General features: G+C 58.9%; 22 protein-coding genes. 12 read left to right on the forward strand and 10 right to left on the reverse strand.

Annotation, left to right across the window (positions count from 1 at the left end):
* Positions 1–20 precede the first annotated feature (20 nt).
* Positions 21–434, forward strand: a complete 414-nt coding sequence (locus AC3WP4_RS24320; RefSeq protein ID WP_207250570.1) for a DUF1801 domain-containing protein — start codon at positions 21–23, stop codon at positions 432–434.
* A 33-nt stretch (positions 435–467) separates the two neighbouring features.
* Here the strand turns inward: AC3WP4_RS24320 and AC3WP4_RS24325 are convergent, their stop codons facing one another.
* On the reverse strand, positions 468–1,397 hold the full coding sequence (locus AC3WP4_RS24325; protein WP_074875807.1) for a LysR family transcriptional regulator: 930 nt from the start codon (positions 1,395–1,397) through the stop codon (positions 468–470).
* Between the two features lie 67 nt (positions 1,398–1,464).
* Complete coding sequence (locus AC3WP4_RS24330) at positions 1,465–2,439, reverse strand: quinone oxidoreductase family protein (RefSeq protein WP_074875809.1); 975 nt, start codon at positions 2,437–2,439, stop codon at positions 1,465–1,467.
* A gap of 691 nt (positions 2,440–3,130) precedes the next feature.
* Between AC3WP4_RS24330 and AC3WP4_RS24335 the strand changes: the two genes are divergently transcribed.
* Both AC3WP4_RS24335 and AC3WP4_RS24340 read left to right on the forward strand, forming a co-directional pair.
* A complete protein-coding gene (locus tag AC3WP4_RS24335) occupies positions 3,131–4,534 on the forward strand; it encodes an MFS transporter (protein WP_074875811.1) in 1,404 nt (467 codons plus the stop codon).
* A gap of 569 nt (positions 4,535–5,103) precedes the next feature.
* On the forward strand, positions 5,104–5,544 hold the full coding sequence (locus tag AC3WP4_RS24340) for a cupin domain-containing protein (protein WP_074875813.1): 441 nt from the start codon (positions 5,104–5,106) through the stop codon (positions 5,542–5,544).
* 13 nt (positions 5,545–5,557) lie between these two features.
* Here AC3WP4_RS24340 and AC3WP4_RS24345 read toward each other — a convergent pair whose 3' ends face one another.
* Positions 5,558–6,988: an MFS transporter gene (locus AC3WP4_RS24345; protein WP_102616189.1), complete on the reverse strand. Its 1,431-nt coding sequence runs from the start codon at positions 6,986–6,988 to the stop codon at positions 5,558–5,560.
* A gap of 134 nt (positions 6,989–7,122) precedes the next feature.
* On the opposite strand from AC3WP4_RS24345, the gene AC3WP4_RS24350 reads away from it, so the two are divergent.
* The 6 genes from AC3WP4_RS24350 (at position 7,123) to AC3WP4_RS24375 (ending at position 14,165) form a co-directional block, all read left to right on the forward strand.
* Positions 7,123–8,013 (forward strand): LysR family transcriptional regulator, encoded by an 891-nt coding sequence (locus AC3WP4_RS24350; RefSeq protein WP_102616190.1) that lies wholly within the window; start codon positions 7,123–7,125, stop codon positions 8,011–8,013.
* A gap of 556 nt (positions 8,014–8,569) precedes the next feature.
* The gene (locus tag AC3WP4_RS24355; RefSeq protein WP_459564930.1) at positions 8,570–9,907 is read left to right on the forward strand and encodes a TackOD1 domain-containing metal-binding protein; all 1,338 of its coding nucleotides are present in this window, start codon (positions 8,570–8,572) and stop codon (positions 9,905–9,907) included.
* Between the two features lie 5 nt (positions 9,908–9,912).
* Positions 9,913–11,241 (forward strand): glycosyltransferase family 2 protein, encoded by a 1,329-nt coding sequence (locus tag AC3WP4_RS24360; protein ID WP_102616207.1) that lies wholly within the window; start codon positions 9,913–9,915, stop codon positions 11,239–11,241.
* A gap of 2 nt (positions 11,242–11,243) precedes the next feature.
* Complete coding sequence (locus AC3WP4_RS24365; protein WP_074875821.1) at positions 11,244–12,092, forward strand: hypothetical protein; 849 nt, start codon at positions 11,244–11,246, stop codon at positions 12,090–12,092.
* Positions 12,093–12,098: 6 nt separating this feature from the next.
* On the forward strand, positions 12,099–13,214 hold the full coding sequence (locus AC3WP4_RS24370; RefSeq protein WP_074875822.1) for an HlyD family secretion protein: 1,116 nt from the start codon (positions 12,099–12,101) through the stop codon (positions 13,212–13,214).
* Positions 13,215–13,217: 3 nt separating this feature from the next.
* Positions 13,218–14,165 (forward strand): NAD-dependent epimerase/dehydratase family protein, encoded by a 948-nt coding sequence (locus AC3WP4_RS24375; protein ID WP_102616192.1) that lies wholly within the window; start codon positions 13,218–13,220, stop codon positions 14,163–14,165.
* On the opposite strand, the gene AC3WP4_RS24380 is transcribed toward AC3WP4_RS24375, so the two are convergent.
* On the reverse strand, positions 14,137–14,397 hold the full coding sequence (locus AC3WP4_RS24380; RefSeq protein WP_102616193.1) for a hypothetical protein: 261 nt from the start codon (positions 14,395–14,397) through the stop codon (positions 14,137–14,139). The genes AC3WP4_RS24375 and AC3WP4_RS24380 overlap by 29 nt on opposite strands.
* Before the next feature lie 342 nt (positions 14,398–14,739).
* Here AC3WP4_RS24380 and AC3WP4_RS24385 point away from each other — a divergent pair, with 342 nt between their 5' ends.
* Both AC3WP4_RS24385 and AC3WP4_RS24390 read left to right on the forward strand, forming a co-directional pair.
* Positions 14,740–15,807 carry a hypothetical protein gene (locus AC3WP4_RS24385; protein ID WP_102616194.1) on the forward strand — a complete coding sequence of 356 codons (1,068 nt, stop codon included), beginning with the start codon at positions 14,740–14,742 and terminating at the stop codon, positions 15,805–15,807.
* 16 nt (positions 15,808–15,823) lie between these two features.
* The gene (locus tag AC3WP4_RS24390; protein ID WP_076031442.1) at positions 15,824–16,177 is read left to right on the forward strand and encodes a DUF1428 domain-containing protein; all 354 of its coding nucleotides are present in this window, start codon (positions 15,824–15,826) and stop codon (positions 16,175–16,177) included.
* A 14-nt stretch (positions 16,178–16,191) separates the two neighbouring features.
* Here AC3WP4_RS24390 and AC3WP4_RS24395 read toward each other — a convergent pair whose 3' ends face one another.
* Positions 16,192–16,386: a hypothetical protein gene (locus AC3WP4_RS24395; protein WP_033056474.1), complete on the reverse strand. Its 195-nt coding sequence runs from the start codon at positions 16,384–16,386 to the stop codon at positions 16,192–16,194.
* Between the two features lie 60 nt (positions 16,387–16,446).
* Here AC3WP4_RS24395 and thpR point away from each other — a divergent pair, with 60 nt between their 5' ends.
* Positions 16,447–16,986: an RNA 2',3'-cyclic phosphodiesterase gene (gene thpR / locus AC3WP4_RS24400; RefSeq protein WP_076031441.1), complete on the forward strand. Its 540-nt coding sequence runs from the start codon at positions 16,447–16,449 to the stop codon at positions 16,984–16,986.
* Between the two features lie 254 nt (positions 16,987–17,240).
* Here the strand turns inward: thpR and AC3WP4_RS24405 are convergent, their stop codons facing one another.
* The 5 genes from AC3WP4_RS24405 to AC3WP4_RS24425 form a co-directional block, all read right to left on the reverse strand.
* On the reverse strand, positions 17,241–18,338 hold the full coding sequence (locus tag AC3WP4_RS24405) for a polyamine ABC transporter substrate-binding protein (RefSeq protein ID WP_102616195.1): 1,098 nt from the start codon (positions 18,336–18,338) through the stop codon (positions 17,241–17,243).
* Between the two features lie 230 nt (positions 18,339–18,568).
* Positions 18,569–19,453 (reverse strand): ABC transporter permease subunit, encoded by an 885-nt coding sequence (locus AC3WP4_RS24410; protein WP_074875836.1) that lies wholly within the window; start codon positions 19,451–19,453, stop codon positions 18,569–18,571.
* Entirely contained in the window at positions 19,450–20,331 is an 882-nt protein-coding gene (locus AC3WP4_RS24415; protein ID WP_162493971.1) for an ABC transporter permease subunit, read from the reverse strand. Before AC3WP4_RS24415 ends, AC3WP4_RS24410 begins: the two co-directional genes overlap by 4 nt.
* A 29-nt stretch (positions 20,332–20,360) precedes the next feature.
* A complete protein-coding gene (potA, locus tag AC3WP4_RS24420) occupies positions 20,361–21,503 on the reverse strand; it encodes a polyamine ABC transporter ATP-binding protein (protein ID WP_008151829.1) in 1,143 nt (380 codons plus the stop codon).
* Positions 21,504–21,872: 369 nt separating this feature from the next.
* The gene (locus tag AC3WP4_RS24425) at positions 21,873–22,634 is read right to left on the reverse strand and encodes a gamma-glutamyl-gamma-aminobutyrate hydrolase family protein (protein ID WP_074875839.1); all 762 of its coding nucleotides are present in this window, start codon (positions 22,632–22,634) and stop codon (positions 21,873–21,875) included.
* Between the last annotated feature and the right edge of the window lie 35 nt (positions 22,635–22,669).

Raw genomic sequence — 22,669 nt, forward strand, 5'->3', positions numbered from 1 at the left:
TGAAGAAGGCGACAACCACCATGAAGAAAGAGCAGGGCGGTGCAAATGAAGAAGAGAGGGGAGCTTCGGCCTCTCAGATGATCGACGCGAGAATCAAGGAACTGGACGATTGGCGGGGCGAGACGCTCGCCCGGGTCCGAACGCTCATCCGCCAGGCCGACCCTGACGCGGTCGAGGAATGGAAGTGGCGGGTCCCAGTGTGGTCGCACGACGGAATCATCTGCACCGGCGAGACCTACAAGCAGGTCGTGAAGTTGACGTTTGCCCAGGGCGCCGCGCTGCAAGACCCTTCCGGCCTGTTCAACGCCAGCCTGGAAGGCAACACCCGACGTGCCATCGATTTGCATGAGGGCGACACGTTCGATGAGAACGCCTTGAAGGCGCTGATTCTCGCCGCCGTGGCGTTCAACACGAGCAGGCGTGCGAAACCCTGACGCGGCCTCGCCGACAGGCTTCGGTTTCAAGCGCTACGGTTGGGGCAACTGCCAGGGCGCGCCTCGTGCAAACGCTGCCTCGATCCAGTGCTTGAACGCCGTCGTCGTTGCCGTGTTGTACTTGGCCGACGGGCGCACCAGATAGACACCCGCGTCTGCATCCAGCTGCCAGTCGGGAAGCACTCTGACGAGGTGAGCGCTATCGATGTCCCTCGTCATGAGCCACTCACCGCCGGCAAGAATGCCCAGCCCCATGCGGGCGGCGGACAGCAGGGCCTCATTGTCGTTACTGACCATGGCGCTGCGCACCCTGATGCTCTGCTGATCGCCATCGCGTGTCAGCTTCCATTCCGGGTACGAATGCAGCCCGGTGAAGCCCAGGCAATTGTGCTCGGCGAGGTCTGCCGGTGTCGTCGGTTCGCCTTGGCGTTGCAGGTAGGCGGGTGCCGCACAGAGGATTCGGCGGTGATCGCACAACTTCCTGGCCACCAGTCGATTGTCTGACAGCTCACCGATTCGGATCGCGGCATCGAAACCCTCCGCGACGATGTCGACGAATCTCTCCGAGTATTCAACCTCTAGCGTCACCTCGGGGTAAGCCAGGGCGAACTCGGACACCATCGCGCTGAGCCATAATCGCCCCATCGCGGCTGGCAGGGCGAGTCGCAATCGTCCCCTGACCTGTGCCGCGCCTTGGGCCGCCTCTTGCTCCGCTTGGGTAATTAAACTGACGGCATGACCAAGCTGTGAGACCAGACGCTGTCCCTCGTCGGTAAAACGCAGTTGCCTTGTCGTCCGCTCCACCAGACGTATTCCGAGACGAAGTTCCAAGGCACTGAGCCGTTTGGACAGCACCGACGGATGCCGTTGCAGCATCCTTCCGGCGGCCGCAAAAGAGCCGTGTTCGGACAGCGCCAAGAGGGTGGCGAGTTCATCTGCCTGTCGGCTATCGAACAGATCCATGCAACGGCAAACCTCGCAAATTCAAGGAAACAAGGGCACGGGCCGCAGGCATCGTCCCAGGTTCTACTCAGGGCGTAAGGACAATTGCACCTTGCGACAGTCCACTTTCCATATCAGCGTGCGCTTGTGCTACGTCAGCCAATGGGTAGCGACGCCAGATTCGAGGTTGAATGATACCGGCGGCGACCGCTTGCAACACCTCCTGTGCGCGCTCCTGATACTCCTGCGCGGTGGCCGTATGCGCGGCGAGAGACGGTCGGGTCAGGAACAGAGAACCTTTGGCGTTGAGGGTGCTGACCTCGACAGCCGGCGGGATGCCCGAGGCCATGCCGAAAGACACCATCAAGCCACGCGGTCGAAGGCTGTCGAGGGAGGCTTCGAAAGACACCCGCCCGATAGGGTCATATACGACGTCAACCTTTTGCCCGTGGGTGACCTCGGCAACCTGGGCGGCCAATGTCGCTGCGTCGAACACCAGTACTTCATCACAACCGGCGGCCTTGGCCCGCTCGATGCTGTCCTGTTTCGAGACCACACCTATCACGAAGGCGCCAAGGTGTTTGGCCCAGGGCACCATGATTTGCCCCAACGCACCCGCGGCGCCATACGCCAGCATTCTGGTGCCTGGGCCAACGGGGTAGGTCGTCTTGAGCAAATAGTGGGCAGTGATGCCCTTGAAGAGCAGGGCCGCTGCTTCGTCGAAACCGAGGTCATCGGGAATCTTCACGAGCCGATTCGCCGGATAGAGGCGACCGCTTGCATAGGCACCCATCGGGCCAGTGGCGTACGCGACCCGGTCCCCAACGGCAACTTCGGTGACGCCTGGACCTATCGCCGTCACCTGTCCGGCGCCTTCAAGGCCAAGTCCTGAGGGCAGGGGAACACGGGCAGCGCCGGAGCGTTGGCTCACGTCCAAAGGGTTCACCCCGATGGCCGCTTGCGCCAGCCAGACTTCTCCGGCTCCCGGTGCTTGCTCCGTGGTTTTTTCGAGCTGCAAAACCTGAGGCCCGCCAGTTTCCTGAAGTGTAACGGTGCTTACCATTTGGAACTCCCGATGCGTTGGTCGTGCTGGGAGTCTAATGAGTTGCCAGTGAAGCACTAGTAAGGGTAATTGCAGTTCATTGTTGTAGCAGGTGCAGCAATGGTCGGCGAGGCAATACGGTCTGGATTTGGCCTGTCATCATGCTGGATGGCGTTGTCGTACGACTTTTTTTGATATCAAGACGCTCAGACCTAGCGAGCAACACCCGAAAAATAAAAAACTGATGGCCCTACAGCCAGCGGCATCTGTACCAAGTTGCACTTTTAATGGGCAGACTTTGTCGAGACGAACGGCTGTTTTTTCAGATTGACAGCCCGGCATTGAACTCGATATAAAAGGCGCAGTTGTACGACGACAGACGATTATCGACTGTTAAACACTAAAAATAAAAACGAGTGTCGGCCCCATCATGAATTCAACCCGTCTGCGCATCCCCCTGAATGCCGCTTCCTATGGTTCGACCTCGACTGCTTGCCTATCCCCACGGTCAGGTCCGTCGCATACGACTGTCCCGCCCAACGCTCGATAGCTCTTGCCAAATGTCCGACTCTAGCCGCTGAGCTTGGAGTCCCATTTTCGATCCCGCAATACCGTGGCGTGGCTCCATCGCGTTTTGACGATGCTTCACGACACCCTAGATCTCGCTTGAAACCGAGAGATCATCACCCTAATCCAACAATAAAGTGATGCCATGAATCTGAACGAGCCCATCAATGTGCAACGCGTCGGCCAAGCCGTCGGCAAGTACCGCTGGACGATTTGCGCGCTGTTGTTTTTTGCCACCACCGTCAATTACCTGGACCGCCAGGTACTGAGTCTGTTGGCGCCGGATCTGTCGACGCAATTTGGCTGGAGTAACACCGATTACGCGAACATCGCCTCTGTCTTTCAGTTCGTGTACGCGATTTCCATGCTGTTCGCCGGCCGCTTCGTTGACAAGATCGGCACCAAAAAGGCCTATGTTATTGCGATCTGCATCTGGTCGACCGGTGCGATCATGCACGCCTTTGCAGAGCCGATGGGCGAGGGTATTGCCGGCATCAGCAGCGCCTTGGGCCTTGCCGTCATTCCGGTTTCGATTGCAGGTTTCATGCTGTCGCGCGCCGTACTGGCGATTGGCGAAGCAGGGAACTTCCCGATTGCGATCAAGGCCACCGCCGAATATTTCCCGAAGAAGGAACGTTCCTTCGCTACCGGCATCTTCAACTCCGGCGCCAATGTGGGCGCGATCCTGGCGCCGATCAGCGTGCCGCTGATCGCCGGCCTTTGGGGCTGGGAAGCGGCGTTCATCGTGATCGGTGCGTTGGGCTTCGTCTGGGTGGTGGTATGGATTGCGCTGTACGAAAAACCGGAGCAGCAAAAACGCCTGTCGGTGCAGGAACTGGCCTACATCCGCAGCGACCAGGGCGCGCAAGCGCTCACCGGCACCGACTCGGGTGCCGCTGCCAAAAAAGTATCGTGGTTCAAGTTGCTGACCTACCGTCAGACCTGGGCCTTTGCCTTCGGCAAATTCATGACCGACGGCGTGTGGTGGTTCTTCCTGTTCTGGCTTCCGACCTACCTGTCGGCGCAATACGGCATGAAGGGCCAGGCCATCGTATTGCCGCTGGCCGTGCTGTACAGCATGACCATGATCGGCAGCATCGGCGGCGGCTGGTTCCCGAGCTATTTCATGTCACGCGGCGATGCGCCGTATGACGGTCGCATGAAAGCCATGCTGGTGATCGCTTTCTTCCCGCTGCTGGTACTGCTGGCGCAGCCATTCGGTTACATCAGTTACTGGGTGCCGGTGCTGTTGATCGGCGTGGGCGCGTCGGCGCACCAGGCGTGGTCGTGCAACATCTTCACCACGGTGTCTGACATGTTCCCGCAAAAATCCATCGCATCGGTGGTCGGCATTGGCGGTTTGGCCGGCGGCTTGGGCGGCGTCGTGATGACCAAGACCGGCGGTTGGGTGATCGACCATTACAAACTGATCGGCGATATCCACACCGGCTACATGATCATGTTTGCCATCTGTGCGCTGGCCTATCTGGTGGCATGGAGCGTGATGAAGGCGCTGGTGCCACGCCATAAGGAAATCACCGACCTGTAAACGACGACGCGCCTGGCCTGCTGACTTCCCGTGCGCAGGCCATTCGCCCGGTCCGAACCCGTGAGGGAGTACGGGCATTAGTGTTTTTCCATCCTGCTGCGCTTGCCGCTGTGCAAAATCGTTCTAAAAAGCCCGCCTTGCGCTTTGGAGTTTGTACTAACCTTGAAGTTGTAGGTGAAGACGCAGACTGATGCGCAAGCGGATGGCGAGGAAACGTGGGGCGCGTTCCGAAGGGTACACGGTTAGAAAGATCTCCGCGCTGAGATCCAGCCCTTATGCCGTGTGAAGCAGGACAGCACAAAACTGTTCTGTGGGAAGCCTGATAAACCTTGTAAGCCGGAGACCAGCACCGGCCACCTACTCGATTTACGAAGCCCGCCTTGTGCGGGCTTTTTAATGTCCGCCGGAACGGTTTGTATCGGAACGTATCCCGCGCACCCGCAGCTACCTTCGCATACAAAACCAGGGCATTGGCGACACTTGCGCGATACACGGCAACCTCCCAATAGAGCCACCGCATCCGCGGCAGGCTCCGCGCGACATTCCCGCGCACAGATTGGAGAAATGCCATGTTCCGTTTCAACCACCGTATGGGCGCCAGCATGTTTGGCATCGCCGTTGCCACAGCACTCACCGCCTTCGCGGGCCTCGCTCAAGCCCAAGAGGCGCCGCCGGCAAAAAGCTGGCAGGCGGGTCTTCACCGCACCGATCTGCTGCGCCAGGACCTCGACGTCGCCGGTCGTGAAGTGATCCAGGTCCTCGTTGATTTTGATCCGGGCGTGGTGTCTCCCAAGCATTCGCATCCCGGGGTGGAAGTGGCCCACGTCATTGAAGGCACGTTTGAATATCAACTCGAAGGTCAGCCTCCAATAACGCTCAAGGCTGGCGACTCCTTGTACATCCCCGCAGGCACGGCGCATGTCGCGAAGAATGTCGGCGCGGGCAAAGCGTCTGAGCTGGCGACGTACATCGTGAAGAAAGACACGCCTCTGGTCGTGCTGGAAAAGTAAACGAGCCGTCGGCTTACCGGCGGTCACGGCGCACAGCCAACGCGCGGCTTCCCAGCGCGGTGGCCAGTGCGACAACGATCAACACCAGCGCCACGACAAAGGTGATCCGCAGACCGCTGGCCACTGCTTCGGGTCGCGCCGTTGCCATGTCGGCAGCAGCCGATGCGAGCGCAAACACCGCACCCAGGACGGACGCTCCCGTGATGAGCCCCAGATTGCGCGACAGGTTGAGCATGCCGGAGATGACGCCGCGCTGGTCCGGCTGAACATCCGCCATGACCACCGTGTTGTTGGCGGTCTGGAACAGGGCATAGCCAATCGTGATCACGACCATCGGCAAGAGGTAGCCGCCGATGCCGAACGACTCCGGCAGTACAGACAACATGAGGCACCCGATCGCCATGGCGAAGAGCCCGGCGAGGGTCATGCGGTAGGCGCCAAAGCGGTCGGCAATACGGCCTGCGGGCACACCCGTCAGTGCCGCGACAAACGGTCCGACCGACAAGACCAGGCCAACCAGAACGGCATCGAGCCCCAGCCCATGCGCGAGATAGAAGGGGCCGACCACAAGCGTTGCCATCATCACGGTCGCGACGAGCAGGCTCATGGCGAGGCTGCCACTGAGTACCGCATCACGGAACATCGCCAAGCGAATCAACGGTGAAGTGACGCGAGCCTCGGTGAACACAAAGAGGCAGGCGCCGCCGCCCGCCGCCAACAGCAAGGCGATGTTGAGCGGGCCGAAACTGCCTCGCCCAAGGGTCATGGCCAGTGCATAGGCGGCGAGGGTCAATGCCAGCAGCAATGTGCCCAGCGGATCGAAACCGGCGCGATCGGTCTTGGGCTGCTGGCGATCGGCGGGCAAGTAGCGATGGGCGAGCACCAGCGTCAGCAAGCCCAGCGGTACGGTGATGAGGAAGATCGCCTGCCAGCCGAACCCGTCGATCAGCAGGCCACCGAGCGACGGTCCCATCGCGGTGCCAATCGCCGACATCGTCCCGAGCAAGCCCATGGCGCTACCGGTCTTTGCCTTCGTCACCGTCTCGCCGACAAAGGCCATGGTGAGCGCCATCATGATTGCTGCACCAATCCCCTGCAGCGCCCGGGCGCCAATCAGCAACCACAGCGTGGGTGCCAAACCGCACAGGGCCGACGCGAGGGTGAACACGCCGATGCCCACTAAGAGCAGCCGCCGACGGCCTGTAATGTCACCGATCCGCCCGACGCTGACGATCAGGGTGGTAATCGCCAGAAGGTAGGCGAGGACAATCCACTGCACGTGCTGGAAGGAGGCGTTGAACACCTGGGCCAAGGTCGGCAAACCCACATTGGCGATGCTGGTGCCGAGCGAGGACAGCAGCATCGACAGTGAAAGACTGGCCAACGCCCACCGAACCGACAGTGTTTGTTGCGCACGCTCTGCAACTGCGCTGATTGATTTCATGCGGTTCCTCTTTTCTGGCCACTCCCGAAGCGGAGCTATCAGAAAGCTACGCTCCGGCCTAACATGGCGGAAGGCGCACCGTTTGCACTTCATACATGCGTCCAACGCCATGTCACTCTGCCACGGGGCGCCGCATGTCCACTCCCGATTTCAACTTGCTGATCACCCTTGATGTGCTGCTTGCCGAAGGCAGCGTGGCGCGCGCCGCCAAACGCTTGCGGCTGAGCCCGTCGGCCATGAGCCGGGCACTGGCGCGATTGCGTGAAACCACCGGCGATCCGCTGTTGGTCAGGGCCGGACGGGGTCTGGTGCCCACCCCGCGAGCGCTCGAACTGCGCGAGCGAGTCAGTCAGCTGGTGCAGGACGCAGAAGCGGTCCTTCGGCCTGCCGAGCAACCCGACCTAAAACAGCTGAGCCGCACCTTCACGCTGCGCACCAGTGAAGGCTTTGTCGAGAATTTTGGCGCGGACCTGATTGCCCGCATCGCCGAGCAAGCCCCAGGCGTGCGGCTGCGTTTCATGCACAAACCCGACAAGGACAGCGCGGCACTGCGGGACGGGACGGTCGATCTGGAAACAGGGGTGGTGGGCAAGGCCACTGGCCCGCAGTTGCGTACCCAAGGCTTGTTTCGGGATCGTTTTATCGGCGTCGTGCGAAGTGGGCATCCGCTGAGCGACGGCCAGATAACCCCCGCACGTTATGCGGCGGGCAGCCACATCAGTATTTCCCGGCGAGGGCTCGACAAAGGCCCCATTGATGAGGCTCTTGAGCTGCTGGAACTGGAGCGGCACATAGCAACCATCGTTGCAGGCTTCTCCACCGCGCTGGCGCTCGCCCGGACCACTGACCTGATCGCCAGCGTTCCCGAACGCCACACTGCCAGCCTGCGCGCCGGCCTGTACAGTTTTGCCCTGCCGTTGTCTCTGCCGGCGTTCACCGTCGCCATGCTCTGGCATCCGCGGCTGGATGCCGATCCTGTGCATCGCTGGTTGCGCAGTTGCCTTCGGGATGTTTGTGCGGACTAAAAAAAGTTGTCAATTTTTAGCGTGTGTTCATTGTTGAAACACTCAGTGTTTCATATATGTAACGACTGGCTGATAGCGCCGACATTAACGGTGTGCGATTTTGCTATAAAAAGAGTTTGAACTTATTAATGCATATGCGGTAACGACGATGATAGGCAAGTGTTGCGGGTGGTTTATCGTAAATGCGAATTGACTACTAATCCATGAAGTGGCGCAACGCTATCAATTAATGGCAATTAACTAGCAGTGAAAATGGTTGTAAAGCAGGAGTTAATTAGTTGGTGTAAGTATATGAATAACAAGAAAATATTAATTTGGTTTTATCGCAGTTAAAATCGTGTCGCGGCACAGTTGAATAGGCCGCTTGGCTGAACGCCGATGACAAAATGTTGGCAGTCGAGCAATTGAAAAATAACTTCATAATAATGCTGACGTTTTTCTGCTGCGGTGCTAGTGTTTCTAACTCCACTTAATCGTACTTGTCTGTCTGCAGAGGCCGTGCGTTATGCCGTCTCCAACTCCACGGATTGCAATACTGGGTATTAGAGCGCCAAGCTTGAATAGTCCAGAACTTGAACACTTTGCCGATATAGCCAGCTTGTTGGCTGCCCCCGCATTCGATGTCGTGCTGCTGGATCTGCCCGCCGCTTACGCAGGGCGGGTGCTGCGAAAGTTGCGTACGATTCCCCCTTATCGCTACAGCCTCATTTACTGTTGCCGTGATCAGAACGGCTGGTGTGAAGCCTTGGGTGATGGCGCGTGCCCTGTCGATTCCAGCGAAATAAGAGCCCTCTGGGGCGTATGGCGCGAACGCTACAAATTGTTCGTCCAGGGTTCTGCCACTGAGCGTTTTGAAAGTCGGGTGCTTTCATGGTTGTGGCTGCGCGACAACGCGCACATTTATGCCCTGCGAGACCCCGAGGTGCCTCAGCACTATCGCTACCCCTTGCTGGACGCCCTGGCTGACAGCGAGCAGATCAACCCGTTTGTCTGGCTCAGTTTGATGGTGCAGCAAGACTGGCTGGAAGAAGGGGTCCTGGTCGATCGCGTGCGCCTGTGTTCGGAGTGTGGCTCGGGCCGGCTCAACTACATCGATGTGTGTGCCGAATGCCAGGCCCTGGACATTTCGCGGCAACCTTCATTGCACTGCTTTACCTGTGGGCACGTGGGGCCACAGGAAAACTTTCTCAAAGACGGGGTGTTGCTGTGCCCCAACTGCTTGAACCGGTTGCGGCATATCGGCAGCGATTACGACCGTCCAATGGAAAACTATCGTTGTCGCTCCTGTCAGGCGTTTTTTGTCGATGCCGACGTGCAGGCGCGCTGCCTGGATTGCGGGCTGTCGCACACGCCTGACAAGTTGCGAGTACGCGAGGTCAGGGATTTTCGCCTGGCCGAGGCCGGGCGATTCCGCTGCCGTCAGGAATTCAGCGATCAATCGGTCAGGCACTTTGGTCGACTCAATCTGTTAGGCGGCAAGGATTTCTATGACCTGCTGACCTGGCAGATCCAGGTCGTGCGCCGCTACCCGGTGCCGGCTTTCTCAGTGCTCGGCCTGCGCTTCGTCAACCTGGCCAGTACGTTGTCCCGCCTGGGTGAACATCACGGTCATGCCTTCATCGATAGCGTGGCCGAACGGTTGAAAGAAACCGTCCGGGACACGGACCGCTGCTCTCGCAGTACCGAAGAGTATTTCTGGATCATGCTTCCGCATACCGATGACACGGGCCTGGAAACCGTCAAACAACGCTTGAGCCGGGTCGCCGAGTTGTTTTCAGCACCGGAGGTCAGCGACATTTCCTTGCGTGTCGTCAGCATCACGGCACCCCAGGATCTGCTCGAGCAGGAAGATGGCGAACTACTACTGGCCCGTCTGGCCAGTGAATTGGCGTGACCGCCATGAGCCCTTTCTTCGAGCAACTCTTCAGCGCATTCAGCGGGCTCATGGGGCCGGATGGTTTGAGCCGGGTGTTCTTCATGCTTTTCCCTTTGTTTCTGATCTTCGAATTACCCCTGATGATCATGGTGATGCTGGGGGTATTGCGCTGGTTCGCACGTCGTCGTAGCCGTGTACCGAAGATCAGTGTCTATCGGCCCAAGGTCTCTTGCATCATTACCTGTTACAGCGAAGGGATGGACGTTCAGACCACGCTGTTGAGCTTGTGCGAGCAGACGTACCCCGGCCACATCGAGATGATCCCGGTGGTTGACGGGGCCACGGTGAACCAGCCGACGCTCAGCGCCGTTCGCAAGTTCAACGTGGACCCGAAGTTGTACCCCAGACGCCATTTGCGCCCGATCGCCAAATGGCAGAGGGGCGGGCGGGTGTCGTCATTGAACGCCGGCCTGTCGCTTGCCAGCGGCGAAATCGTGATGGCGCTCGATGGCGATACGTCCTTCGACAACAACATGGTCAGCTCCATCGTGCGCCATTTCGAGGACCCGTCGGTGCCGGCGGTCGCTGGCAGCCTGCGAGTGCGCAATGTCTGGGCGTCATGGGTGACCGCGATGCAGGCGCTGGAATACCTGTTGTCCATTCACATGTCGAAAATCGGTCTGGCCGAATGGAACCTGGTCAATAACGTCTCGGGGGCCTTCGGCGCATTCCGTCGCAGCTTCCTGGTGAAAATCGGTGGCTGGAACACGCACACCGCCGAGGATCTGGACCTGACGTTGCGCATCAAGAGTTACTTCAAGCGACACGACTTGAGGATCCCCTTCGAGCCGGAAGCGATTGGGCACACCGATGCACCGTCGACGCTCAGTCAGTTTCTGATGCAGCGCTTGCGCTGGGATGGCGACCTGTTTTTTCTGTACATCAGAAAGCACAACCACAACATCAGCCCCAATTTATTGGGCTGGCCGAGCTTTCTGATGATCCTGCTCAGCGGCTTCTTTTTTCAGCTGGTGCTGCCGTTTCTCATCTTCAGCTACACCTTGTTGGCGCTATTCGTTCTGCCGGGCAAGACGCTGTTGTTCCTGTTCATCCTGATTTATGCGTTGTACCTGGCGATCACCGCGATGTTATTCGGCGCCATGTTGTTGATGGTCTCCGATCGACCTGCAAAGGACATGATCCTGGGGTTGTTGGTGCCTTTCTTCCCGCTGTTCATGCTAATCCTGCGGTGCTGGAGCGCAGTGGCCATGCTCAACGAGATCTTTCGCAGGGGTCACGAAGAAAGCTCTATGGCGCCGTGGTGGGTACTTAAACGAGCCACGAGGTTTTGATTATGCGATCGATACTGATGCTGCTGACGCTGTCGTTACCCCCGTTGATACTGGCCGCACAACCCTTGGCGGCCCAGGCGGCGGTGACGCCGTCCAGCCAATGGTCCCAAGGCAGTTATGTCTGGGACAGCGAAGCATTGCTCGATCCCGATCAACGCAAGGCGGAACTCGAACAATTGCGTAAGGCCGGGATGGACAAGATCTACCTTGGCCTCAAGTCCTCCCAGTTGAAAGACCTTGCCACCACGCGCCAACGGCTGGCGCAATTGCTCCAGGACGCGGCCGGCAAGGGGGTGCAAGTCAGCCTGTTGCTCGGTGATCCGGCCTGGATGGAGCCGCAGGACCGCCATCAGCTCACCGATTTACTGGCGAAACTGAAGGGGCTTTCATTCACCAGCCTGCACCTGGACCTGGAACTCGAACAACTGGGCGTTCCGGTTCCGGATCAGCGCTTGAAGGATTTGCTCGACACCTTGCATGCAGCCTCCGCAGCCAGCCCATGGCCGGTAGAAATCTCCAGCCATCATCGTTGGTTTGAAGAGGCAAAACCCGGGAAAACCTGTCTGCCGTGCGCGCTTCCCGAGGCGGGCGTGCGTCAGGTCAGCCTTATGATCTACACCCGTAATCCGAAAAACAGTGCACGCAAGGCAGAGCAGATCGCCCAACGTTGGCCTGACCTGCAATTTCGCCTGGCGCAAAGCACAGAGCCGCAACTGGATGCCACTGAATCCTGGGCCGGCGCGTCGACTGAGCAGTTGCAGCACCAGACCAGCGTCTGGCGCGAACAGCTGCAACCACGGGGGATTGCCGGTATTGACTGGCAAGCCTGGCGAGACTTTCCAAAACGGTGAGCCGTCATGAAGATTCGATTCGATAGTCGCAAAGAACTCAACCCTACCCAGGAACAAGGTTTGACTGTGCTCTACGCGCCGGGCAAACGCATGGCGTTTCGCGCGCGGTGGTATCTGATCCTGTTCCTGGTCGCGAGCCCGTTGATCTGGCTGGGCGCGAAGCTGACGTATGGCCTGGTGATGATCGACGCGCCGGCGCAATTGCGCCTGCCGATTCTTGAGGTGCGCGCACGGGATGCCGGCCGGGTCGATCAGCTGTTCGTCATGGCCGGGGAGCAGGTCCAGATCGATCAGCCGTTGGTCAGTCTCGACAATCCCGAATGGCGTGCGCGGCTCTCGCAACTTGCCGCAATGCCGAAGAAATCGGTGCCCGCCACCAACGCCAAACTGGACACCCGCGAGCGTCAGTTGCTCAGGACCCGGGTGAGCAGGACGGAGGAGCGCGTGCAGGTACTCGAGGACCTGGTTTTATCAGGCGCGGTCTCTCGTGGAGAAGTGCTGGCCGCCCAGTCCGAACTCGACGCTTTCAAAGCCGACCTGTTGGCGTTCGAGCGCCGCGAACAACTGGCTCGTCAATCGCCGTTGAGCGTCGAGCGCGAAATCATTCAACAGACCGCCGAGCAGCAGTGGTTGAAAACGCGCCTAGCCGCGTTGTCGGTCAAGGCTACGCAGAGCGGTCGAATTGCGGAGGTGTTGGTCACCCCTGGCGAAAACGTCGGGGCGGGTACCTTGTTGATGCGCCTTGAGCGGCTGGAAGAGCCTCTGCTGTGGATTTATCTGGAACCGCTGAACATCAGCTACGCCGCGATTGGCCAGCCGCTGCGCGTTCGCATGCCCGATGGCGAGTGGTTGGCCGCCCATGTGGTCCAGGCTGTCGACAGCGCCGGTCGTACGCCGACGGTATTGCGTGGGCCGTTCGCTGCCAGCGAGATGGGTCTGCAGGTTGCCGCCCGGTTCGATCGTCCTCTGTCGCCGCGCTGGAGAATCGATCAACTGCCGTTGAATGTTCGTTTTCCCACCGACTGGCAACGAATGCTCAGTGACAGCCGTGAGCTCATTGAACAGTTAGGCGACTTCATTGCAATGGATAAAACACCCACCACTGCACCGGGGAGTAAATAAATCATGACTGCTGAACGAATTCTCGTGACGGGCGGTGCCGGTTTCATCGGTTCGCACCTGGTCGAAGCACTGCTTGAAAGCGGTTATAGCGTTCGGGTTCTGGACAATCTTTCCAGTGGAAAATTGTCGAACTTGCCGGTTGATCGCTGCCATTTGACCTTGGTTGTGGGCGATGTCGCCGACGCACCGACGGTGGAGCGGGCGATGAAAGACTGCAGCGCGGTGGTGCATCTGGCGGCTGTGGCCTCGGTGCAGGCGTCGGTCGATGATCCGGTGGCGACTCACCAGAGTAATTTCGTCGGCACCCTGAATATCTGCGAAGCCATGCGCCAGGCGGGCGTACGACGAGTGGTTTACGCCTCCAGTGCGGCGATCTATGGCAACAATGGCGAGGGCATGGCGATCACTGAGGACACGCCCAAGAATCCGCTGACGCCGTATGCCGCCGACAAACTGGCCGGCGAACATTTTCTTGATTTCTATCGCCGCCAACATGGGCTCGAATCGGTCATCCTGCGGTTTTTCAATATTTACGGTCCCCGTCAGGACCCTTCATCGCCTTACTCCGGTGTCATCAGCATTTTCAGCGAGAGGGCGCAAAAAAAGCTCCCCATCACGGTTTACGGTGATGGAGAGCAAACAAGGGATTTTGTGTACGTCAATGACTTGGTGAAAGTGCTGGTACAGGCGGTCAGTCAGTCAGAACCGATTAACGAGCCGGTCAACGTCGGTTTTAACCGATCCACCAGCGTTAACGAACTGGCGGCGACCTTGAGCGAGCTTTTGGGGCGGTCCCTGACGTTGAACTACGACACGCCGCGTTCCGGTGATATCAAGCATTCGCGGGCCGACAACAGTCGCCTGCTTGAGCGTTTTTCCTTGCGCTCGCCGACCTGTTTTTCCGAGGGCCTGGGGCAGTTGCTCAGAAGTATCGATTCCGGGGGGCGGTAGCGGCGATCTCAGTCGCCAGCAGGTGCTCCTCCAGCACATCGCTAAAGAATCGGAACTGATCATTGAGCCCGATCACTTCATTGTTGAAGTGATTGGCGGCGGACGGCATCAACAACGCCTCAAAGTTTTCGTCGAACACCAGTTCGAGCGTTTTGCGCGAAACGAATGACTGGGAATAGTAGTTGTTGCCGAACGCCGCAAAACTCACGGCCAGGGTCACGGAATGAATCATGACGTGCGCTCCTCGGACAGGACGTACCAGGAAAAAACGCTCAGGGTGACGGCCGTCAGGGCCAGGCAGGTCAAGAGATGAATAATCATGATTCGCCCCTCCGATGCGGGGTTTTGCGTTGGGTTAGGGGCGATCCTACGCTGACGATTTTCGAGCGAAAGGCATTCGTGGCGATGGTGGATATCGACATAAGTGATGGTGGGATTATCGCTGACTGTTCCGGCCTCTTCGCGAGCAAGAACACCCTCAACCCAAACGAACAAACACCGACACCTATACTCAAATTAATAGACCTTTGAACACCGGACATCCCGTTCGGGCAAGTCTGTAGGAACCGCGATCTTGAACGTGCGTTCGCTGATCGTCGCCGTGTTGGTGGTGTTGGCGGGATGCGTCACGACTGCGCCTGCCCCGGTGCCAGTGGTGCCGGTGATTGTTTCCCCCAGCACCTGGCAGATCGTCGATCAAGAGATTGTCGCGGCGTCGCAATCGGCCACCGAACAGGCCAAAATCTACTCGCGCGGTGCCATGGAATACTGGCGAACGCGGGTCTATCAACTGACCGAAGAAAACTTCATACCCTGGTTCAGCAGTTACTGGACCCAGGAATGGCTGTCGATGAAGGTCAGCTGGTACACCCTCAACGCCAAGGGTGAGCAAGATGCCTCTGCCAAGCGCCTGGCGGCCTATCTGCTGGAGCAATACCAGCGGCGCGTGCTGGCGCCGGTCGCAGTGGAAATCGATCCCGACGCGATTCTCGGCCTGGCAACCGCGTTTTACGTCGACATTCTTCAGGAAGAGCTGCAGAAAATCTCCAAGCGCCACGGCGTGCCGATGGCTCAGCTCAACGGGCGGATCCAGAAAATCCCCGCCATCGCCCTGGGACCGCCCCCCGCCAGGGACGCCTCGCTTTATCAGGTCGTGCACACCCAGCCCCTGAATACGTTGCCGGCCTATGCGGCGCTGATCGAGAAAATCCACAAGGCCGGTGGCGACAGGGGCGTTGATTCGACAGACACCGCCATGGCACCGGTGGCCAAGCGCGCCAGTAAACGGATAGAAGCCGAAATGATCCCGCGAGGTGCCGCCAGTGCCGTGGCTGCCGCTGCGGGAAAATTGGCCGGGGGCTTGATTTCCGTAGGGGTGGCGGGGATTCGCGCGCTTATCCAGGCCAATGATCGGCCCGACAGCGAGGCGCTGATTCGCAGCAGTCTGGGTAACACGTTCGATAAGGCCTGGCTCAAGCTGGTGCAAAACCCGACCAGCGGCGTGATGGCCGGTACGTTGTACATGGCGGCGCAGATCGAGGGCAATCTGGCGGGGAGCGCCGAAGTACCGTCGGTCAGCTCGGGCAGCGGGTCTGTCGATTGGGCGCCGCTGGAACCGACTAACCAGCAGATCGCCCCATAACCCAAGGAGAACGACCATGTCCTACGTTGATGGCTTCATCGCAGCCGTACCCACCGCCAACCGCGAAAAATTCAAAAAGCACGCCGAAACCGCCGCGGTCATTTTCAAGGAAAGCGGCGCCCTCAGCGTCGCCGAATGCTGGGGCGACGACGTCCCTGACGGCAAAGTGACCTCGTTTCCGATGGCAGTAAAACTCAAGGAAGACGAAACCGTGGTGTTTTCCTGGATCGTCTGGCCTGACAAGACCACCCGCGATGCAGGCATGGAAAAACTCATGAACGATCCGCGCATGCAACCGGACGTCAACCCGATGCCATTCGATGGCCAGAGGCTGATCTTTGGCGGGTTCGAAATGATCGTCAAAGCCTGAAACCAACGACAGGATCACTCCGGCGTCGGGGTGATCCGGCAACTCTTGCGATTACGAATCTCGCTGTCCGTCGGCCGCTCTTTGATGAATTCGAAGCGCGGCTCACCTTCGTTGTAATGAACCAGCCAGCCCCATTCCAGCTCGGACTCATCCTGACCGGGTTTCGGTGGTACGGCCCACCACGGTTCCTTGCTGATGATCTCGCGCATGGCCCCCTCCAGTTGAATCGTTTGCATGAACTATAACTTGGATGTCAGGAGGTGCCAGCGATGAGCGACGAATCCCATGAGCCGTTAAAACGCCTGTTTTTTGCCTTGAACTGCACGCCCGAGCAACGTCGAGCCATTGCCCAATGGCGCAGCGCACTCGGGCTCAGGGATGGCCGGCCGGTGCCGGTGGAAAACTTTCATCTGACGTTGATGTTCTTGGGGGCTGTCGAGGTGGCAAAAATCGCCGATATCTGCACAGCCGCAGCCAGTATTCGAACGCCGGGCGTGCCTTTGAGGGTGGCGCTCGATCGGCTGGATGTCTGGCGCAGAGCAGGGGTGTTGGTGCTCGCGCCGGAGCAGGCATCCCCGGAGTTGCTGCGGCTGGTGTATGCGCTTGAGCAGGCCATGCTGCCGTTTGGCTTTGAGGATTCGCCGAAGGAGTTTCGGCCGCACCTGACGCTGATGCGTGATTACCGAGTGCCGGTGCCTGAGTCCGCGACACCGCCCGAGTTCTATCTGCGGGCCGATCACTTCACTCTGTTCGAATCCCATAAGGGCCGCTACCGAGCGCTGGCCGAGTGGCCGCTCGTTGCCTCATAAAAAAAGGCGCCCGAGGAGGGCGCCCAAATTCACCTTAACCGAGGAAGCCAGGTGAGGCCGTTCTACAGACAGGAGTGCAGCGGTGGTAAGGCGCTGCGTGAACGGAAAACTTTGAAACCGATCGTTCCCACGCTCCGCGTTCGGCTCTGGAAGGGACGCAGAGCGTCCCGGGCTGCATTCCCACGCGGAGCGTGGGAACGATCACGGTAGGTTGCAATTTTAGTGTTGGATGTTATGGCCTCATCGCGAGTGAATTACTTGCCGAGCTTCACCCGCGTCCACCCGCGGGTCATCACTCGCTGAACGCCAATCGGCACGTCTGGAATGGCGTACAACGTCGCCATCACCGCCTGCGACGGATACGAGCCTGGATTATCCCGGATCGCTTCATCCACCAAAGGCGTGGCTGCCGAGTTGGCGTTGCTGTAGCCGATGTTGTTGGTGATCTCGGCGATGATGTCCGGGCGCATCAGGAAGTTCATGAACAGGTAAGCGTTTTCCACGTTCGCCGCGTCCCGTGGGATAGCGACCATGTCGTAGAAACTGCCGGCGCCTTCCTTGGGAATGCTGTAATCGACCTTCACCTTATCGCCAGCCTCTTGGGCGCGCGCCTTGGCTTGCAGCACATCACCGGAGTAACCGACCGCCACGCAGATATTGCCGTTGGCCAAATCGGAGATGTATTTCGACGAATGGAAGTACGCCACCGAAGGGCGAATCTTCATGAACAGCGCTTCCGCTTCGGCGATCTGGTTCTTGTCCTGAGAGTTCACCGCATAGCCCAGATAGTGCAGGGCAGCCGGGAGCATCTCGGTCGGCGAATCGAGGAAACTGATGCCACAGGCTTTCAGCTTCGCGGCGTTTTCCGGTTTGAACAGCAAGTCCCAGGAATTGGTCGGCGCGTTGCTGCCGAGCACTTCCTTGACCTTCTCCGGGTTGAAACCGATGCCGATCGAGCCCCACATGTACGGGAAGGCGTGGCCGTTATCGGGATCGCTGGCGGCAGCATTTTTCAGCAGGACCGGGTTGAGGTTTTTCCAGTTCGACAGCTTCGACTTGTCCAGTTCCTGGTAGACCCCAGCCTTGATCTGCTTGGCCAGGAAACTGTTGGACGGCACGACGATGTCGTAGCCGGATTTGCCGGCGAGCAGCCGTGCCTCAAGGGTTTCATTGCTGTCGAACACGTCGTAGGTCACGCGGATCCCGGTCTCGTCTTCGAACTTCTTGACGGTGTCCGGGGCGATGTAATCCGACCAGTTATAGACGCGCAGTACCTTGTCATTGGCCTGGGCGCCGGTGGTCATCGCGCCCAATAAGGACAGTGTCAGCAGAGTCCTGCCAAACATTTTCATCGGTACAACTCCGTTTCTTTTTTTATTCAAAATCACACAGCAAAAAGGCAGTGAACATACAACCTGTGCAGCGAACACAAACCCTGTGGCGAGGGAGCTTGCTCCCGCTTGAGTGCGCAGCACTCACAAAATTGGCAGGGTTGCCAGAATCCTTGGGGTCGCTTCGCAACCCAGCGCGAGCAAGCTCGCTCGCCACAGGATGAAGTTCACTTACCTCATCGGCAATGACACTATGCCGTCGCTTCTACCATCTGCTTTTTAGGTTGCTGCCAGGACTCGCTGGCGGTCTGGTCCATCGCTTCCTGGATCGCACGTTTGCGGGTCGCTTCGGCGCGGCGGCTGAAGTACCAAACCATAAAGGTCACCAGCGATACGGCGAGGAGAATCAGGCTGGCCACGGCATTGATCTCAGGCTTCACACCCAGACGCACCGCCGAGAACACTTCCATCGGCAGGGTCGTAGAGCCCGGGCCGGACACGAAACTCGCCAGCACCAGGTCATCCAGCGACAGGGCAAACGACATCATGCCGCCGGCCGCCAGTGACGGCGCGATCATCGGAATGGTGATCAGGAAAAACACCTTGAACGGCTTCGCCCCGAGGTCCATGGCCGCTTCTTCGATGGACAGGTCCAGCTCACGCAAACGCGCCGAAACCACCACCGCCACATACGCTGCGCAGAACGTCGTGTGAGCGATCCAGATGGTGACGATGCCACGCTCCATCGGCCAGCCAATCATCTGCGCCATCGCCACGAACAGCAGCAACAGCGACAGACCGGTGATCACTTCCGGCATCACCAGCGGCGCCGTCACCAAACCACCGAACAACGTGCGGCCCTTGAAGCGCGTGACGCGCGTCAGCACAAACGCTGCCAACGTCCCCAGCGCTACCGCGGCAATCGCGGTGTAGCAGGCGATTTCCAGCGAGCGCACCACAGAGCCCATCAGTTGCGAGTTATCGAGCAGGCCGGCGTACCACTTGAACGACCAGCCGCCCCACACGGTTACGAGTTTCGAGGCGTTGAACGAGTAGATCACCAGAATCAACATCGGCAGGTAGATAAACGACAGGCCGAAAATCAGCATGAACTTTGAAAATCCGAAGCGTTTCATCCCCGTGCCTCCATCTCTTTGGCCTGGCTGCGGTTGAACAGCAGAATCGGCACAATCAGGATCAACAGCATCACCACCGCCAGGGCAGATGCCACCGGCCAGTCGCGGTTATTGAAGAACTCTTGCCACAGCACGCGACCGATCATCAGCGTCTCCGGGCCACCCAGCAGTTCCGGGATCACGAACTCACCAACCACCGGAATGAACACCAGCATGCAGCCGGCAATGATTCCGTTCTTGGCCAACGGCACAGTGATTTTCCAGAAGCTGTTGAAGTTGCTCGAACCCAGGTCCGAAGCGGCTTCCAGCAGGCTGCCGTCGTGCTTGACCAGGTTGGCGTACAGCGGCAACACCATGAACGGCAAGTAGGCGTAAACCACGCCGATGTACACGGCCGTGTTGGTGTTGAGGATCTCGATCGGGTGATCGGTCAGCCCGGTCCACATCAGGAAACCGTTGAGCAATCCGTTGTTGCTGAGGATGCCCATCCACGCATAGACGCGGATCAGAATCGCAGTCCAGGTCGGCATCATGATCAACAGCAGCAGAACGTTTTGCGTTTCCTTGTTCGCTTTGGTGATCGCATAGGCCATCGGGAAACCGATCACCAGGCACATCAACGTGCTTAAAAACGCCACCTTCAACGAGCCGAAGTAGGCCGAGATGTACAGCTCATCCTGAGTCAGCAACGTGTAGTTGCCGAGGTTCAGCAGCAACTGGAATTTCTGCTCGGCGAAGGTGTAGATCTCCGAGTAAGGCGGAATGGCCAGGGCCGCTTCCGAGAAGCTGATCTTCATCACCAGGAAGAACGGCAGCATGAAGAACAGGAACAGCCACAGGAAAGGAATCCCGATGACGAGCTTTCGACCACTCGGCATCAGCCGCATAAACCGCTGATTGAGTGTTTTCATGAGCGCAGTACCACGCCGCTGTCGTCTTCCCACCACACGTAGACCTTGTCATCCCAGGTCGGACGGGCGCCACGGCGTTCGGCGTTGGCCATGAACGACTGCACGATCTTGCCGCCAGGCAATTCCACGTAAAACACCGAGTGGCCGCCGAGGTAGGCGATGTCATGCACCTTGCCGCTGGACCAGTTGTAGCGGGTGTCCGGTTGGGTGGTGCTGACCAGCAGTTTTTCCGGGCGGATGGCGTAGGTGATCGACTTGTCCTGCACCGAGGTGCTGACGCCGTGACCGACGTAAATCTTCTGCTCCAGGTCCGGGCTGTGAATGATCGCGTGACCTTCAAGGTCTTCCACAACGGTGCCGTCGAAGGCGTTCACGTTGCCGATGAATTCGCAGACCATGCGGCTGACCGGCGCCTCATAAATGTCTACCGGGCTGCCGATCTGTGCGATCCAGCCCAGGTGCATGATGGCGATGCGTTGGGCCATGGTCATGGCCTCTTCCTGATCGTGGGTCACCATCACGCAGGTCACGCCGACCCGTTCGATGATCTCGACCAACTCCAGTTGCATCTGCGAACGCAGCTTCTTGTCCAGCGCGCCCATCGGTTCATCGAGCAGCAACAGCTTCGGACGCTTGGCCAGGGAGCGAGCCAAGGCCACGCGCTGACGCTGACCGCCGGACAATTGATGCGGTTTGCGCTTGGCGTATTGGGTCATATGCACCAGTCGCAGCATCTCTTCAACGCGGGCGTCGATTTCGCTGGTGGACAGACGATCCTGCTTCAGCCCGAACGCAATGTTCTGCGCCACCGTCATGTGTGGGAACAGCGCATAGGACTGGAACATCATGTTGATCGGCCGTTCGTACGGCGGCATGTCGGTGATGTCGACACCGTCGAGCAGAATTCGCCCTTCGGTCGGGCGCTCGAAGCCTGCGAGCATGCGCAGCAGGGTCGATTTGCCCGAACCGGAACCGCCGAGCAGGGCGAAGATTTCCCCTTGATGGATCTCAAGCGAGACATCGTCCACCGCGGTGGTTTCGTCGAATTTCTTGGTGACGCGGTCGACTTTCACCAGCACCTTTTTCGGTGACTGGTGACCTTCAAGAGCCTTCCTGTAGATGCTGGAGGCATTTGCCATGTGAAACTCCCAACAGGTTTCAGTCGTCGGGCCAACGCGGCCTGACTTAATAGTTGATTGCAAGCCCGAGCTGTACGGTGTCAGTCAATTCAACTGCGGACCCTGGGGGAGTCGGGCTTGCCCGCGATGGCGGTGTGTCAGTCGACATCATCGTTACCTGACACACCGCTTTCGCGGGCAAGCCCGCTCCCACAGGGATTTGCGCTTACTTCACTGGCATCGCCCATGCTCGGGCTTATTCGGCGCCGCCGTCCTGGCTGCCTGGTGGTACTTGTTGTTATCGCGTTTGTCGTTGTCGTGAGGGACCGGCGCGCAAAGGCACGCCCGCCTGACTCTCGGGGGCAGTAATTGATTTAGTTGTGTTTGAAGTCAGCGCTTGTTACGTAGCGCCGCCCGTCGCCGGCATGCATCACCGAACGCCTGGAAAATACTCAAGTAGGGCGGATTCGAAAGCACCTGCCATTCCGGGTGCCATTGCACGCCAACGGCAAAAGTCGGGCTGTGTTCAACCGAAATCGCCTCGATCAAACCGTCCGGTGCAATCGCTTCGGCGCGCAGGCCGGGCGCCAATCGGTCGATGCCTTGGCTATGAATCGAATTGACCTGGAACACCTGCGGCAAATCCAGTGCCTGGAACACACCGCCCGGTTGCACGTTGACTGCATGCGCCGGTGCGTATTGCACGGCCAGGTCCGGATGATTCGCTTCCCGGTGATCCAGCATGCCCGGCAGTTCGTGAACCTTCTGATGCAGGCTGCCGCCGAACGCCACGTTCATTTCCTGAAAGCCCCGGCAGATGCCGAGCACTGGAACGCCTGCCGCAATGGCCGCACGCAATAAAGGAAGGGTGGTGGCGTCCCGTTGCGGATCGTGATCCGTGCCGGGGGCGCTGTCGGGGCCTTGATAGTGGAAGGGTTCCACATTCGAGGGTGAGCCGGTCAGCAGCAGACCGTCGAGCTGCGCGAGCAGGTCATCGATTTCGGTCAGGTCGCCTAAGGAAGGAATGATGACTGGCAGCCCCAAAGCCGCGACGCTGACAGCACGCAAGTACTTGTCGCCGCTGACGTGGTAAGGGTGCAGGCCAATCTGTTTGACACAGGCTGTAACGCCGATCAATGGCTTGAGTGCCATTTTTATCACCTCGAAGTTTCACACTTGAACGAGCT

It is taken from the genome of Pseudomonas sp. FW305-20 (assembly GCF_058788075.1).

Bases quoted from the DNA above. Each gene is read 5' to 3' on its own strand.
- AC3WP4_RS24415 (WP_162493971.1), bottom strand. From the start codon at position 20,331: ATGCCGAGTGGTCGAAAGCTCGTCATCGGGATTCCTTTCCTGTGGCTG.
- AC3WP4_RS24340 (WP_074875813.1), top strand. From the start codon at position 5,104: ATGTTCCGTTTCAACCACCGTATGGGCGCCAGCATGTTTGGCATCGCC.
- AC3WP4_RS24375 (WP_102616192.1), top strand. From the start codon at position 13,218: ATGACTGCTGAACGAATTCTCGTGACGGGCGGTGCCGGTTTCATCGGT.
- AC3WP4_RS24370 (WP_074875822.1), top strand. From the start codon at position 12,099: ATGAAGATTCGATTCGATAGTCGCAAAGAACTCAACCCTACCCAGGAA.
- AC3WP4_RS24345 (WP_102616189.1), bottom strand. From the start codon at position 6,988: ATGAAATCAATCAGCGCAGTTGCAGAGCGTGCGCAACAAACACTGTCG.
- AC3WP4_RS24405 (WP_102616195.1), bottom strand. From the start codon at position 18,338: ATGAAAATGTTTGGCAGGACTCTGCTGACACTGTCCTTATTGGGCGCG.
- AC3WP4_RS24335 (WP_074875811.1), top strand. From the start codon at position 3,131: ATGAATCTGAACGAGCCCATCAATGTGCAACGCGTCGGCCAAGCCGTC.
- AC3WP4_RS24320 (WP_207250570.1), top strand. From the start codon at position 21: ATGAAGAAAGAGCAGGGCGGTGCAAATGAAGAAGAGAGGGGAGCTTCG.
- AC3WP4_RS24365 (WP_074875821.1), top strand. From the start codon at position 11,244: ATGCGATCGATACTGATGCTGCTGACGCTGTCGTTACCCCCGTTGATA.
- AC3WP4_RS24350 (WP_102616190.1), top strand. From the start codon at position 7,123: ATGTCCACTCCCGATTTCAACTTGCTGATCACCCTTGATGTGCTGCTT.
- AC3WP4_RS24395 (WP_033056474.1), bottom strand. From the start codon at position 16,386: ATGCGCGAGATCATCAGCAAGGAACCGTGGTGGGCCGTACCACCGAAA.
- AC3WP4_RS24410 (WP_074875836.1), bottom strand. From the start codon at position 19,453: ATGAAACGCTTCGGATTTTCAAAGTTCATGCTGATTTTCGGCCTGTCG.
- AC3WP4_RS24380 (WP_102616193.1), bottom strand. From the start codon at position 14,397: ATGATTCATTCCGTGACCCTGGCCGTGAGTTTTGCGGCGTTCGGCAAC.
- AC3WP4_RS24360 (WP_102616207.1), top strand. From the start codon at position 9,913: ATGAGCCCTTTCTTCGAGCAACTCTTCAGCGCATTCAGCGGGCTCATG.
- thpR (WP_076031441.1), top strand. From the start codon at position 16,447: ATGAGCGACGAATCCCATGAGCCGTTAAAACGCCTGTTTTTTGCCTTG.
- AC3WP4_RS24325 (WP_074875807.1), bottom strand. From the start codon at position 1,397: ATGGATCTGTTCGATAGCCGACAGGCAGATGAACTCGCCACCCTCTTG.
- AC3WP4_RS24390 (WP_076031442.1), top strand. From the start codon at position 15,824: ATGTCCTACGTTGATGGCTTCATCGCAGCCGTACCCACCGCCAACCGC.
- AC3WP4_RS24330 (WP_074875809.1), bottom strand. From the start codon at position 2,439: ATGGTAAGCACCGTTACACTTCAGGAAACTGGCGGGCCTCAGGTTTTG.
- AC3WP4_RS24425 (WP_074875839.1), bottom strand. From the start codon at position 22,634: ATGGCACTCAAGCCATTGATCGGCGTTACAGCCTGTGTCAAACAGATT.
- potA (WP_008151829.1), bottom strand. From the start codon at position 21,503: ATGGCAAATGCCTCCAGCATCTACAGGAAGGCTCTTGAAGGTCACCAG.